The 14018-nt window shown below is 57.4% G+C and carries 12 protein-coding genes; 8 read left to right on the top strand and 4 right to left on the bottom strand.

Features of this window, described 5'->3' with window-relative positions; all coding sequences use genetic code 11:
• Position 1 precedes the first annotated feature (1 nt).
• The 6 genes from cntA to cntE are packed head-to-tail and all read left to right on the top strand — an operon-like array spanning position 2 to position 6314.
• On the top strand, positions 2–1639 hold the full coding sequence (cntA, locus tag BCM02_RS09460) for a staphylopine-dependent metal ABC transporter substrate-binding lipoprotein (RefSeq protein ID WP_148928845.1): 1638 nt from the start codon (positions 2–4) through the stop codon (positions 1637–1639).
• A 55-nt stretch (positions 1640–1694) separates the two neighbouring features.
• Positions 1695–2627, top strand: coding sequence for a nickel/cobalt ABC transporter permease (gene opp1B, locus BCM02_RS09455; RefSeq protein ID WP_148928844.1), 933 nt, complete (start codon positions 1695–1697; stop codon positions 2625–2627).
• 1 nt (position 2628) lies between these two features.
• Complete coding sequence (gene cntC, locus BCM02_RS09450) at positions 2629–3522, top strand: staphylopine uptake ABC transporter permease subunit CntC (protein ID WP_148928843.1); 894 nt, start codon at positions 2629–2631, stop codon at positions 3520–3522.
• 5 nt (positions 3523–3527) lie between these two features.
• Entirely contained in the window at positions 3528–4352 is an 825-nt protein-coding gene (gene cntD, locus BCM02_RS09445; protein WP_148928842.1) for a staphylopine uptake ABC transporter ATP-binding protein CntD, read from the top strand.
• Positions 4339–5082, top strand: a complete 744-nt coding sequence (locus tag BCM02_RS09440; protein ID WP_148928841.1) for an ABC transporter ATP-binding protein — start codon at positions 4339–4341, stop codon at positions 5080–5082. The genes cntD and BCM02_RS09440 overlap by 14 nt, the downstream gene beginning before the upstream one ends.
• A gap of 29 nt (positions 5083–5111) precedes the next feature.
• Positions 5112–6314, top strand: coding sequence for a staphylopine family metallophore export MFS transporter CntE (gene cntE, locus BCM02_RS09435; RefSeq protein WP_148928840.1), 1203 nt, complete (start codon positions 5112–5114; stop codon positions 6312–6314).
• Between the two features lie 98 nt (positions 6315–6412).
• On the opposite strand, the gene BCM02_RS09430 is transcribed toward cntE, so the two are convergent.
• The gene (locus BCM02_RS09430) at positions 6413–7429 is read right to left on the bottom strand and encodes a TIGR03943 family putative permease subunit (protein WP_246183290.1); all 1017 of its coding nucleotides are present in this window, start codon (positions 7427–7429) and stop codon (positions 6413–6415) included.
• Positions 7430–7459: 30 nt separating this feature from the next.
• On the bottom strand, positions 7460–8524 hold the full coding sequence (locus BCM02_RS09425) for a permease (RefSeq protein ID WP_148928839.1): 1065 nt from the start codon (positions 8522–8524) through the stop codon (positions 7460–7462).
• 439 nt (positions 8525–8963) lie between these two features.
• Between BCM02_RS09425 and BCM02_RS09420 the strand changes: the two genes are divergently transcribed.
• Positions 8964–9167, top strand: coding sequence for a hypothetical protein (locus BCM02_RS09420; RefSeq protein WP_148928838.1), 204 nt, complete (start codon positions 8964–8966; stop codon positions 9165–9167).
• Between the two features lie 140 nt (positions 9168–9307).
• Here the strand turns inward: BCM02_RS09420 and pdxR are convergent, their stop codons facing one another.
• A complete protein-coding gene (pdxR, locus tag BCM02_RS09415) occupies positions 9308–10747 on the bottom strand; it encodes a MocR-like pyridoxine biosynthesis transcription factor PdxR (protein WP_148928837.1) in 1440 nt (479 codons plus the stop codon).
• Between the two features lie 24 nt (positions 10748–10771).
• The gene (locus tag BCM02_RS09410) at positions 10772–11755 is read right to left on the bottom strand and encodes a helix-turn-helix transcriptional regulator (RefSeq protein ID WP_148928836.1); all 984 of its coding nucleotides are present in this window, start codon (positions 11753–11755) and stop codon (positions 10772–10774) included.
• Positions 11756–11891: 136 nt separating this feature from the next.
• Between BCM02_RS09410 and BCM02_RS09405 the strand changes: the two genes are divergently transcribed.
• Positions 11892–13865 (top strand): glycoside hydrolase family 127 protein, encoded by a 1974-nt coding sequence (locus tag BCM02_RS09405; protein WP_148928835.1) that lies wholly within the window; start codon positions 11892–11894, stop codon positions 13863–13865.
• Positions 13866–14018 lie beyond the last annotated feature (153 nt).

The following is a 14018-nucleotide window of genomic DNA, read 5'->3' as shown; positions in this document are numbered from 1 at the left end:
GATGAGAAAGTCATGGTTCACCTTAATAGCGGGTTGCATGGTATTGGCCGTAATGTTGGGCGGTTGCAGCGGAACGCAGGCAGGTTCGAAGGAAGCAACGAATGAAGCAGCACATGAAACGCCGCAAGAATCCCCGCAAGAGTTGGTCTATGCGGCGGCCAAAGACCTTATTGATATGAATCCTCATGTATACGCAGGTTCGAATTCGGCGCAGGGGATGGTCTATGAATCGCTCGTTGAACATACGGAAGAGGGCATCAAGCCGCTGCTGGCCGAATCTTGGGAGATTTCCGGCGATGGCAAGTCGTATACCTTCCATCTCCGCAAGGATGTGAATTTCCATGACGGCGAGCCATTCAACGCGGAGGCGGTCAAGCTGAATATCGACGCGGTGCAGCGCAATGCCAAGAAACACGCCTGGATCAAACTGTCGACCAAACTGACCGACGTGTTGGTCATCGACACGCATACGGTCGAATTGGTGCTTTCGGAGCCTTATTATCCGACGCTGAACGAGCTGTCGTTCACCAGACCTTACGTGTTCGTCTCGCCCCGAAATTTCATCGATGGGGAGACCAAGGATGGCCTTAACGGCTATAGCGGCACGGGTCCATACAAACTAGTCGAGCATAAAGTCGACCAACAAGCCGTTTTTGAAGCCAATGAAGCGTACTGGGGCGGTTCGCCGGCCATCAAGAAAATAACGGGCAAAGTTCTGCCGGCCGGCGAAACGACGTTCCTGGCGCTGCAAAAAGGCGAAGTCAACTTCGTCTTCACGGATGACCGAGGCACCGATAGCATCGACGTCGACGCGATGACGAACTTGACGGATGCGGGCGACTATCAAATCGTGCGAAGCAAGCCGATGAACACGAAGATGATCGTCGCGAACAGCAGCCAGACGAATAGTCCTGTACATGAACGAGCGGTTCGACAAGCGATCTGGCAGGCGATCGATCGGGAGACAATCAGCAAGCAAATCTTTAGCGGCACCGAACCCGCGGCGTATACGCTGTTCTCTTCGAACGTCAAATACGCCGATGTCGACCTGCCGCAACGCGGCTACGACCCCGAAGCTGCCCGCAAGCTGTTGGAGGAAGCAGGCTGGAAGCTAGCGAACGGCCAAGAGGTTCGGACGAAGAACGGCAGCAAGTTGACGATGAAGCTTTACTATGATGCGAATTCGTCCTCGCAGAAAACGCAGGCGGAATTCATACAGCATGAGCTGAAAGAAATCGGCATGCGGCTGGAGCTTGTCGGCGAAGAGTCGACGTCCGTCGCCAAGCGCAGATCCGCGGGCGATTATGAACTATTGTTCAATCAAACGTGGGGACTTGCGTACGATCCGCAGAGCACGATTGCCGCCTTTACGAGCGAATCGTCGTATTTGCACACGACGAAGGGCATTGCGCGAGCGGATGAGCTGTACGACAAGATTGCCGATGTGACGGTATCCATGGATGAGACGACCCGCAAGTCGCTATATGCGGACATCTTGAACATCGTTCACGAGGAGGCCGTCTTCATTCCGCTCACCAATGGCGGCGTCACGATCGTCGCTCCGCAATCGCTGCAAGGCATCGGTTTCAAACAGACCCAGTATGAGCTGCCTTTCGAGAAGATGAACTTCAATCCATAAGGAAGAAAGGGGGGATTTCCCCCTTTTCTTGTATGAAGAAAGGGAGAAGGTTGCGATGGGCTGGTATATGGCGAAACGGGGATTATACGCGATCCCCATGATGATCGTCATCTCGTTCTTGACGTTTATTCTTATTCATCTGTCTCCCATGGACCCGGCCGAGGTGGTGCTGGAGGCGCAAGGCGTGCCCCAGATTACGCCGGAGCTGATCGCGCAGACCAAAGCGGAGCTCGGCATGGACCGGCCCTTCCTGATCCGGTATGCGAATTGGCTGATCGACTGTCTTCAGCTCGATTTCGGACATTCCTATGTGTCCGGCGAACCGGTATGGACCTTGCTTGGTCCGGCCTTTCTGAACACGCTGCAGCTTACGTTCGCATCCGTCATCGCCGTCATTGCGTTATCGGTTGGACTGGGCGTGATCTGCGCCTTGCGGGAAGGCCGCCTTCTGGATCGCTCGGTCAGGGGCGTTTCCTTTTTTTTGACCTCTATGCCTTCCTATTTGCTTGCGTCGCTGATGATTTGGTATTTCGCCGTGAAGCTGGATCTTCTGCCGACAAGCGGGATGGCGTCGTCCGCTAGTTACGTGCTGCCGGTGGTCGTCATTGCGGTCAATTATGCCGGGATTTATTTTCGGATGATTAGAAGCTCCATGATCAGCCAATTGCATGAAGACTATGTTCTCTATGGAAGGGCAAGCGGCTTGTCGGAGACGACGATTACGATGCATATGATACGCAACTCCTTGCAGATCGCGATCTCCGTATTTTGCATGGCGGTACCGATCATTCTGGGCAGCACGGTCGTCGTGGAGAACGTGTTTGCTTGGCCGGGACTCGGCAGTCTGAGCATGCACGCGATTCTGAGCAGGGATTTCCCCGTCATTCAGGCGTATGTATTGGTGATGGCCGTCGCCTTTGTTCTGTTCAACACCGTATCGGACATGGTCAACGCCGCCATGAACCCTAAGCTTAGAGGGGATCTCTAATATGAACATGTTGAAGCAAATCCTCAAGGACAGGCTGGCCGGCGTCTCCTTGTTCATCGTCGCGATCACGATCGCGGCCGGGGCATTCGCCCCTTGGTTGGCGCCCCATGATCCGAATCATATCCATATGGAGCTGCGATATGCCGGCCCTTCATGGGATTTCCCGCTGGGCAACGATCACTTGGGAAGAGACGTCTTATCCCGCCTCATATTCGGCATTCGTCCAAGCGTGCTGTATGTATTCGCCGCGCTGCTGGCGTCGGTTTGTATGGGCGCGATCGTCGGCTTTATCGCCGGTTATTTCCGCGGGAGAACGGACGCCGTGCTCATGCGAGTCGTCGATGCGATGCTGTCCTTCCCGGGGTATGTGTTGACGCTGGCGTTAATCGGCATGTTGGGCGTCGGCCTGGAGAATATATTAATCGCGTTTGTCCTCAGCAAATGGGCGTGGTTCGCCCGGATCATCCGAACATCGGTGATGCAGATCGCGGAGACCGACTATATCAAATATTCCAAGACGATTGGCGTCGGCCATCTCAGCATCATGGCGCGTCACATCGTTCCGGTGTCTTTGCCCGACATTGCCGTGATCGCCAGCAGCGCTTTCGGTTCCATGGTGCTGCAAATCTCCGGTTTTTCTTTCCTTGGATTGGGCATTCAGGCTCCCCATGCCGAATGGGGCATGATGCTGAACGAGGCGAGAACGGTCATGTTCTCCAAGCCGGAGCTCATGCTCGCGCCCGGCTTGACGATCATCCTTGTCGTATCGGCCATCAACTTCTTGTCCGATGCGCTTCAGGGGGCGTTGGATCCGAAGCTCATGAGCTCCAAGGCCAAGTTCCAAGCAAGGACGGCCGTTTCGGCTGCAAGGCTGCAAGGGAAAGAGGTGGCGTAAGCGACGTGTCGCATCTGTTAGAGGTTTCGAATTTGAAAATATGGGACGGCGGCACCGGCGACGTCATCGTCCCGGGCAGCTCCTTTCATGTCAAGCCAGGCAGCTGCCTGGCGATTGTCGGCGAGAGCGGAAGCGGCAAGTCCGTCACGTGCAAAGCCATTATGCGGTTGAACAAAGCGGGCATTCGCCAATCCGGCGATCTTGTGTTTAAAGGCGAGAATCTAAGCAGGCTTACCGAGCGCGAAATGCGGAAGAAGCGGGGCAAGCAGCTGTGCATGATCATGCAAAACGGCATGCGGGCTTTTGACCCTTCCTGCGTGGTGGGCGTTCATCTCCAAGAGACGCTTCGGCGGCATTTTGGCTGGAGCAAGGACGAGATTACGTTCCAGATGAAGATAGCGATGGGAAGCGTCATGCTGAAAAACCCGCTGGAGGTCATGAATAAGTATCCGCACCAGCTGTCGGGCGGCATGCTGCAGCGGGTCATGATCGCGCTGGCGATCGTGCTCGAGCCGGATCTGATCGTCGCGGATGAGCCGACGACGGCCTTGGATACGATCTCGCAATTCGAGGTCGTGGATCAGTTCATGCAGCTGCGCGAACGAATGGGCTGCTCGATGATTTTCGTTTCCCATGATTTGGCGGTCGTCCGGAAAATTTCGGATGAAGTTATGGTTATGAAAGACGGCGTCATTGTGGAGCAAGGGACCAGCCAGGCGATATTCGCGGATGCCAAGCACGAATATACCCGGTATCTGGTATCGACGAAGCAGTCGCTGCATCAGCATTTCAAGCGCGTGATGGGAGGTTCGGGCGTTGCTGAGCGTTGAAGGCGTGGAGAAGTTCTATAAGAAAGGCGGCTTGTTCGCCCGGGACATCCAGCATGTCCTGAAGAACATCAGCTTTAGCTGCGGCGACGGAGAATGCCTCGGGATTATTGGAGAGAGCGGAAGCGGCAAATCGACGCTGGGTCGCCTCCTATTGGGGATCGAGCAGCCGGCAAGGGGAACGATTCGGTTCGACGGCGCGAACGTGATGGATCGCGGCGCAAGGTCGGGTCGCATAAGCGCCGTGTTTCAGGACTATACGTCTTCCATGAATCCATTCTTCAGGGTGGAAGAAGTGATTAAGGAACCGCTTCGTCTCCGGAAGATCGGCCATCAAGCCGTGCAGGACAAGATCGATCAGCTCTTGCACCAGGTAGGCTTGAATTCGACGTACCGCAAGAAGTACCCGCATGAACTGTCCGGCGGCGAGGCGCAGCGCGTCAGCCTTGCCAGAGCCGTCGCTACGGAACCGAAGCTGATTGTGCTTGATGAGGCGATCAGCTCCTTGGATGGATCGGTTCAGATCCAGGTACTCGACTTGCTTCGAAGCTTGCGACAACTATATAACATGAGCTATATCTTCATCACCCATGACATTCAGGCCGCCGCCTATCTATGCGACAGCGTCCTGATCATTCGGGACGGTCAAATCGAAGAGATGGCGAAGATCGAGCAGCTGAAGAACGTGCAGTCCGCGTATGCCAAGAAATTGCTGCGCATGATCATGACATAACGAGGATGAAATGAAGGAGGAGCAGTCCGGTGAGAGGAGCGCTGTCTTGGCCATTTTTACGGCTGTACCTATTAACGCTGTCCTATTTTAGCGCAAATTCGATATTAAATGTCATCATCCCTCTGCAAGGGGAGTCTATGGGCGCCAGTAATACGACCATCGGGGTCGTCATGGGCGCCTACTTGTTTACCGCAATGTTCTTCAGGCCGTGGGCAGGGAATTTGATCCAGATATATGGTCCGATTAACGTATTGCGCACGATATTGATCCTCAACGGACTTGCGTTGATCCTGTATACGTTCACGGGGTTAGGCGGATATTTTGCCGCGCGTATTTTGCAAGGCGTATGCACGGCCTTCTTCTCGATGGCTTTACAGCTCGGCATCATTGACGCGCTGCCGGATAAGGATCGTTCCCAGGGAATCTCGCTTTACTCGTTGTGCGCCTATATGCCTGGGATTGCGGGACCGTTGTTGGCGCTGGGCATTTGGCAGACGGGAGATACGAGTAATTTTACCTTGGCGATGATCGCCCTCGCCATGTTTACGGGACTAATCGGTTATAGCGCCAAGATGGACCACCGCAAAGCCGATCAGCCGGCTTCGGATAAATCGAAACAGGGAGCCCATACGTTTCGGTCATTCGGCGAATTGTTCCGGAATCCGTACTTGCTCACATGCAGCGTGCTGATGCTATCGGCTTCCATCGTATTCGGGTCGGTGACTACCTTTATCCCGCTATATGCCGCGGAAGTCCAGGGCGGCCATGCCGGGATCTACCTCATGCTGCAAGCGGGCACGCTGGTCTTGGCGCGGTTCACGCTGCGCAAGCGCATACCTTCGGACGGCAAATGGCATTCCTCCTTCATCATGGTCATCATGCTGATGGTTACCGTGGCGGCCGCTAGCGTCAGCTTCTCGCTGACCGGAGGCGCCGTCTTCTTCTATCTCGGCGCGCTTGCCATGGGAGGAGCCCAGGCGATGCTCTATCCGACGCTAACCACTTATTTGTCGTTCGTGCTGCCGCAAGCGAGTCGCAATGTACTGATCGGGCTCTTCGTCGCGATGGCGGATTTGGGCGTATCGCTGGGCGGCGTATTGATGGGACCGGTTGCGGATTTAACGTCCTATTCCAATATGTATATGATCTGCGGGCTGTTGGGCGCGTCGATGATCCTGTTCGCTTATGTTCGCCGTACCCGATTAGTCGAAGCGAGTCCCTCGGTTTCATGAAGAATGAAGACGAAACAACCGGCTCTTCCCGCAAGGGAAGGCCGGTTGTTTCGTCTTCGGAATGTAACGCGCCGTACCGCTATATGACGGCGGCAGCCCTAGAAATCATAGTTCGGATAGACGTACGGATCGTCCGCGGGCTCGATCTTCTCGGTCTTGGACGCCTGCAGCAGCATAATTTCGTTACCGTTGTAGGTCGTCGTCGCGAGCGTGCCGGTCATCCGCAGCCAAGTATCGTTCCCGTACTGCTCGGGGTGGTCGGTCTGGACCATCACGCCGTACGGCATCGCATCGGCGGCGCAGCAGGAGACGGCGAATCGGCCGAGGATGAACGCGTTGTTCGTTAGCGTATCGTCGCGATACACGAACCCTTCGATCGTGACCGTCTTGCCGACGAATCGGTCGAGGAACAGATCGAGAGCCGTCAAAATTTCCATGTACCGCTTCTCCTCGACGACGATGGTCTCTTGCTGATAGAGCTTCTTGCCGAGGTTCGCATACGAAATCGTATATTCGTCGGAGGGGAACAAGGCGTCGATCGAATCGGCGGCAGGGGCGGATCCAGACTCGGGAGATGGCGTCGCGGCGGTTGTGTCAGACGGCTCGGCAGCTAATTCCGAATCCGTTGTCGACGCATCAATGTCTTCCGATATCGCGGTATCGCTTTCCTCCGTGCCCGGCAGTTCCGCCGCTTGGCCGTCGTCGGCTGGTTGCTGCAGCGATTGCGAGGCGCTGAGCGTCATTCCCTTGTTCGCGGCCATCGCGCTGCCGATCGTCGTGTCCGGCGTTAAGAAAGCGATGCCGAGCGGAATGATGAACAACAAATAAGCGAGCGCGCTTCTGAGCGTGGACGAAGGCATCGCATGGCTGCATCCGCAATCAGCGGCAGAAGGCTTGGACAGCAGTCGGAATGCCTCATAGATGCCGAAGACGGCCGTCACATACAGCGCGAGAGAGGCGATCTTCACATAGATCGTCATCCGTGGCGCGATATATAGGGTCAGCTTGCCGGTCGTTTGCAAGTACACGATATAGAACGCGATGCCGATCAGAATCGCGGCGCGCATTACGTGATGGAAGGCGGCTTTGCGATCCGCCGGGGCCATGTGCTTCATGGGCGATCTCCTTTCCGGCTTGCGGCCGGGTTACATCAGTTTGTTCAGGATCAAGGACAGGATGAGGACGGCTGCCGTTACGAGGGCGATCAGCTGCGCGACGAAACGACCGCGGAACACCGACAGCAGCATGAGCGTGTTCTTGAAATCGATCATCGGCCCGAACACCAGGAAGGCGAGCAGCGCGCTAGGCGGGAACGTGCCCCGGAACGAAGCGGCGATGAACGCATCCGACGTCGAGCAGAGCGAGATCAGATAGGCGAAGCCCATCATGAACGCGTGCGCGCCGAATGTTCCGCCGCTCAGCGTCAGCAGATCTTCCCGGCTGATGAACGTTTGCACGCATGCGGTCAGGAAGGCGCCCAGCATCAAATATTTGCCCATCTCGAAAAATTCGTCGGCGGCATGGGTGAACACGCCGGCCGCCTTGCGCCCCGCCGACTCGTAAACATGGTCGTGTTCGTGGTCGTGCGTATCGGCATGGCCATGAGCATGGTCATGGTCGTGCTCGTGACGATGCGCAGGGGCTTGTCCGCCGGCGTCCGCCTTCAGCGGATTGCGTCGAACGGTTCGGAACAGCACGAGCCCGACGGCGGAGGCGACGACGAAAGCAAGCGCCAGCCGCATCGCGGCCATGGACGGATTCGCGGGGAACGCCATCGAGGTCGCCGCATAGGTCACCGGGTTAATGATCGGGGCGGCCAGTATGTACGTGACGCCGATGTAGACCGGCATGCCTTTGCGAATGAGTCTGCGCATGATCGGAATCATGCCGCATTCGCAGATCGGCAGCAGAATGCCGAGCGCGCAGGCATAGATTATGCCGAGCAGCGGGCTGCGGGGCAGCCATCTGCGCACCATATCCTCCGATACATAGAGGTGCAGGGCGGAGGAGACGAGCGAACCGAGCAGGATAAAGGGCAGCGCCTCCAGGAAGATGCTGACGAACACCGTCTTCATGTTATGCCACTGCGCGGCGGTGAACGCGAAAGAGTCGAACAACGACGCGCCTCGGCCCGTCATCGTGAAGAACAACAGGAGGATCAACGGGGCCGTAATGGCGTGCAGCGCGTATTTGGCAATGGAACCAGGCAATGCTTACCTCCTTAAACTTAGTAATATTTACGGTTATCAGTATATCGAATCGGAAGAGATTCGTAAACCGGCAAAGGGACGAAAAGAGCCGGCAAAATGGCGAGATACTTTCGGGATAATCCGCTAGTTTCGGTCAATTAGAGGTCCGATTTTTCGCATAACGTGTCATTTTGTTGAAGTGGATGGGTCAAAACAGCGCGAAATTGGCTCGTTGCATCGCAGGCCAAACCCTTTACAATGAGTGTCAGCACGAATAATATCGCGATAAGGCGGGAATTGTATATGACATATATTGTAATCTTGAGTCTGATTATGGTTGCAAGCTGCGCGCTTATCTACCTGGGCGGCTCGGGCTTGATCCGCGACGACGACAAGCTGGTCGAACAGCGGCACTAATCGTTCCGCTGCCATTCTCAATAGCGCAGGAGGTGCCGTTACGATGGGCATCGGTTATATTTTGGTTATCGCGGTCATCGCGGTGGCGCTGGTCGCAACTTTGGCCGTCGGCTTCTCGAAGGAGAACAAGGCGGAGGACCCGGATTACGACCGCAAGCACGGCGCCAAATGGAAGAGACTGTCCATTCTTTATGCCGTCGTAACCGTAGTGAGCCTCGTTGGGCTTATCTGGTATATCAATAGGTAAACAAGAATACTTATGCCAAATGCCGCATCCGGACTTTCCGGAAGCAAAGCAATTGGACCTGGCCAAATGCTGCATCCGGACTTTCCGGAAGCAAAGCAATTGGACCTGGCCGTTCCGATTCGAATTCGGAACGGCCTTTTTTACGTCCGGAGACTTTTATACAGCGCTTGCGCGAATTTGTCGATGCCCATCTCGATTTCCTCCATGGGCGGCCTAGCGTACGAGAGGCGGACATATCCGTGCTCCGCGCCGTAGACGCTGCCCGGGACGAAAACGACGCCGTTCCTGATACCGTTCTCCAGCAGCGCGTAATCGTTCACCTCTCCATGGATCCGGCACCATAGGTTCAACCCGCCTTGCGGCAATTCGAATGAAATCTCGCCTGGCAGCATGCGCCGCAGCGCCGAAGCCATCACATCGCGTCGATCGCGAAGCGCGATTCTCAATTGTTCGATATGGGGCAGGAACGACGTGGAATCAAGCAGGCGGGCGGCAATCCATTGCGGGAAGATGCTGAGGCCGAAATCCATCTGCTGCCGCGCGTCCGCGAGTCGTCGGATTACGGTATGGGGCGCGACCATCCAGCCAATCCGAAGACCCGAGGCGGCTATCTTGGATAAGGAGCCGATATAGAGCACGGTTCCGTTCCGGTCGAGCGACTTCAGCGGCGGCGGCGGTTGTTCGCCGAAGGCGGTCAGGCTGAACGGATCGTCTTCGACGATCGGAATGCCAAGCTCCTCGCAGCAGGCGAGCACCTCGATTCTGCGCTCGGCGCTCATGACCGTTCCGGTCGGATTCTGATAGTTCGGATTCAACAACACCATGCGAACGCGATGCTGCTTGTGCAACGAACGGATTCCGTCGGGATGAACGCCTTCATCATCGACGGGCAGTCCGAACAAGCGAATGCCGGCGGAGTGAAACATCGCCAGCGAGTAAGCGTAGGACGGATTCTCGATCGCGATGGCATCGCCGGGATTGAGCAGGCATTGCGTAAGAAGATATAACGACTGTTGCGAGCCCGAGGTGACCAGAATCGATTCGTCGGTCGCCGCGATGCCGCGCTGCTCCAGCAGGAAGGAGGCGAGCGCCACGCGCAGCGGTACGTAACCCTGCGGATTGCCGTAGCCGAGCGGTTCCCGGAACGGGTGGCTCGTCATAATATCCGCGATGGCGTCGTTCGGCGATAGGTCCGGCGCCAGCTCTCCGCCCGCGAAATTAATGAACGGCACGCCGCTCTGAAGCCCTTCCCGGATGCGGCGCATGAGCGGCAGATTCGGCTGCAGCGTTCCGCTTTCCACGTACCGGCTCCAATTCGGCGTCTGCCTCGGCGCCGAGCCCTCTCGATCCCGACAGACGCGGGTGCCGCTTCCCGTCAAGCTCTCGATTAAGCCGGACGCGCGAAGCATCTCGTACGCCTGCATGACGGTGCTCCGGTTGACGCCCAGCTGCTGGGCCAGCTTGCGCTCCGATGGAAGCGGGCTGCCGGGCGGCATTTCGCCCAACGAAATGCGTTGTTCGATATTAGTTGCGATTTGTTGATATAGCGGACGATCGCTCGCGCGGTCCGGTCTCCACATCTTGCTGCACCTCTCTTCTGTCGACTACATCTCTAGCTGATCTACGCGTACCCCGGCGCGCGCGCGCCCGGCGGTCTCCCCGAATAGCCGATCCCCTGCGGCGGCACCCTTCGGATGCGAGTATTGCTTGCGGAATTGGAGCGGCGCAAGACCCGTCTGCTGCTTGAAGCAGACGGAGAAATACGGCGTCTGACTGAAGCCGACCGCCTCCGCGACCGCCGCAACGGGCAGCTCGGTCTTTAGCAGCAGCAGCTTCGCGCGCTCGATGCGGTAGTAGAGCAAATAATCCATCGGCGTGCAGCGGTATGTTTCTTTCATGCACCGCACGATGTATCCGGGATGAAAATGAAGCGCTTCGCCCAGCCGGGCATTCGTGATCGGCTCCCGGTAATGCTGCTTGATGTACGCCTCCGTCCGCTCGGCTACGTGAAGCGCGGGCGATGCGGACGATTGCTTCAACGTCTCGTCGTACATGCGCAGCAGCTGCTGAAACAGCGTCTGCTGCTCCCAGAACGACTCCGACCGCCGGGCTTGATGCAGCCTCAGCAGCTTCTCGAGCTGCAGGAACGTTTGCTTGGGCGAGACGAGCGCGGCATATTTGGGCAAGCCCACGGTATAGGGCGAAGATGGCGAATACGCCGCATCCGGCGAAGCCGCGGCCGCTTCCGGCAAGGCTGGCGGCGGAGGCTCGATCCCGTCCGTCTCCCGCCACGCGCCGGCGGCATGAAAGTGAAGCCAGAAGAAGACGGTGGCCGTCTCGCACGGCTTCGCCGCGTAATGGTAGCGGTCCGGCAGGAGGAGCAGCGATTGGCCGGCTTCCACCGCCCATTGCCGCTCCTCCTCGCCGATATGCAGCGTTCCATTCTCGACGACGAGCAGATCGAACAGCCCCAGATTCCGCCGGTTCGGGTGCTGCTCGCCGGGCGCGTAGACGGTTTTGCCGCATTCCGCATAGTAGGGCATGGCCGGCATATCGAAGGATACGATCCGTTCAGCGGATTCGTTCATAGGCCCCGATCTCCTTTTTGCCTGAGGTTCATATTTTGAAAAAACAAGGTTAGTTTCTACGTAGTTCGTCCTTACTATAAGCGATAGAATGGCTTCTGAGAAGGATGAAAATTTGAAGGCGGAGGATGATTCCCGGATGATTCAAACGAATTTGCACGCAAGCCGGCCCATTTCGTTCAAGCAGGTTAAAATCGAGGACGATTATTGGTCCGTCTATACTCGACTTGTCCGGGACACGGTCATTCCGTATCAGTGGGAAGCGCTGAACGACCGCGTTTCGGATGCGGAGCCAAGCTACGCGATCCGCAATTTCCGCATTGCGGCCGGACATGAGGAGGGAGAATTCGGCGGTTTCGTCTTTCAGGATTCCGATCTGGCGAAATGGCTGGAAGCCGTGGGCTACAGCTTGAGCGTCCAACCCGATCCGGAGCTTGAGGCGATCGCCGACGGCGCGATCGATCTGATCGCGGATGCGCAGCGGCCGGACGGCTATTTGAACACGTACTTTACGATTAAAGCGCCGGAGCAAAGATGGACGAATTTGTTCGATTGCCACGAGCTGTACTGTGCGGGGCATATGATCGAAGCCGCCGTTGCTTACTATGAAGCGACGGGCAAGCGCAAGCTGCTGGATGCAATGTGCCGGTTCGCCGATTATATCGATACCGTATTCGGTCCGGAGCCGGGCAAACTTCGCGGGTACGACGGTCATCAGGAGATCGAGCTCGCGCTCGTGAAGCTGTACAAGACGACCGGCGAAGAGAAGTATGCGAAGCTGGCCGCCTTCTTCATTAACGAGCGCGGACAAGAGCCGAATTTCTTGTTGGCGGAATGGGAGAAGCGGGGCCGAACGTCGCACTGGCAGGCGGGCGTCACGCGCAAGCCGGACCCGGCGTACAATCAGGCGCATAAACCGGTGCGCGAGCAGGACGTCGCGGTCGGCCACTCGGTCCGCGCGGTATATATGTATACGGCCATGGCGGATTTGGCAGCGCTTACGGGCGACGAAAGTTTGCTTGAGGCATGCCGCAAACTGTGGCGCAACATGGTCGACAAGCAAATGTACATTACGGGCGGCATCGGATCCACCCACCACGGGGAAGCGTTCTCGTTCGATTACGATTTGCCGAACGACACGGTCTATGCGGAGACGTGCGCCTCGATCGGGCTCATCTTCTTCGCGCACCGGATGCTGCAGATCGAAGCCGACGCCGCTTATGCCGACGTGCTGGAGCGGGCGCTGTACAACAACGTCGCCGGCAGCATGCAGCGGGACGGCAAACATTTCTTCTACGTGAACCCGCTTGAGGTGTGGCCGGAAGCGAGCGAGAAGAATCCCGGCCGCCATCACGTGAAGCCCGTTCGGCAGAAGTGGTTCGGCTGCGCCTGCTGCCCGCCGAACGTCTCGCGGCTGCTGTCCTCGCTCGGCGAATATATCTATACGACGGACGATCAGACGATCTATACGCATCTCTATATCGGCAGCGAAGCCGAAGCGGCGCTGCCGGGCGAAGCAAAGGTCAAGCTGAAGCAGGAGACGGATTATCCGTGGAACGGGGCCGTCCGGTTAACCGTAGCGCTCGGAGAGCCAAGGACTTTCGCGATCGCGCTGCGCATTCCGTCCTGGGCGGACGGCTTCGAAGTCAAGGTGAACGGACAGACGCTGCAACCGAGCGACGACGACGTGCGGAAGGGCTATCTCTACGTCTCGCGGACGTGGGGGGATGGGGATGCGATCGAGCTTGCGCTGCCGATGGAAGCGCGCATGGTCGAAGCGAATCCGAGCGTCCGGGCCAATGCCGGCAAGGCGGCGATGACGCGCGGCCCGCTCGTCTATTGTCTGGAGGAGACGGATAACGGCAGCCACCTGTCCGCGATCGCCGTGAAGCCGGATGCGAAGCTTGAGGCGGTGTTGGAGCCGGACGTCCTCGGCGGGACGGTCGTGCTGAAGGGCGAGGGTTTCCGCGACGATCAAGCGGATTGGAGCGGCGAGCTGTATCGTCCGTTCAGCCGGAAGGCGGAGCCCGTCGCGCTGCAATGGGTGCCGTACAGCGCGTGGGGCAACCGGGGCGCCGGCGAGATGAGCGTGTGGTTCCGGATGAAGGAGTAGCAAGCAAGCAGGTTCGACGCCGCGCCGGTCTTGCGATCTACGCGAATAGAGCTGTGCGACAGAGGCGCGTCTTCTCGATAATTCCCGAGAAGACGCGTTTTTGCGTTAGCGGAATGCTGCCTTCCCAATCTTCGGATTGTGAACGCAAACCAA

Source organism: Paenibacillus methanolicus (assembly GCF_008124765.1).
GTDB lineage: Bacteria > Bacillota > Bacilli > Paenibacillales > Paenibacillaceae > Paenibacillus_Z > Paenibacillus_Z methanolicus.
This window is presented reverse-complemented; position numbering and strand designations above follow the sequence as displayed.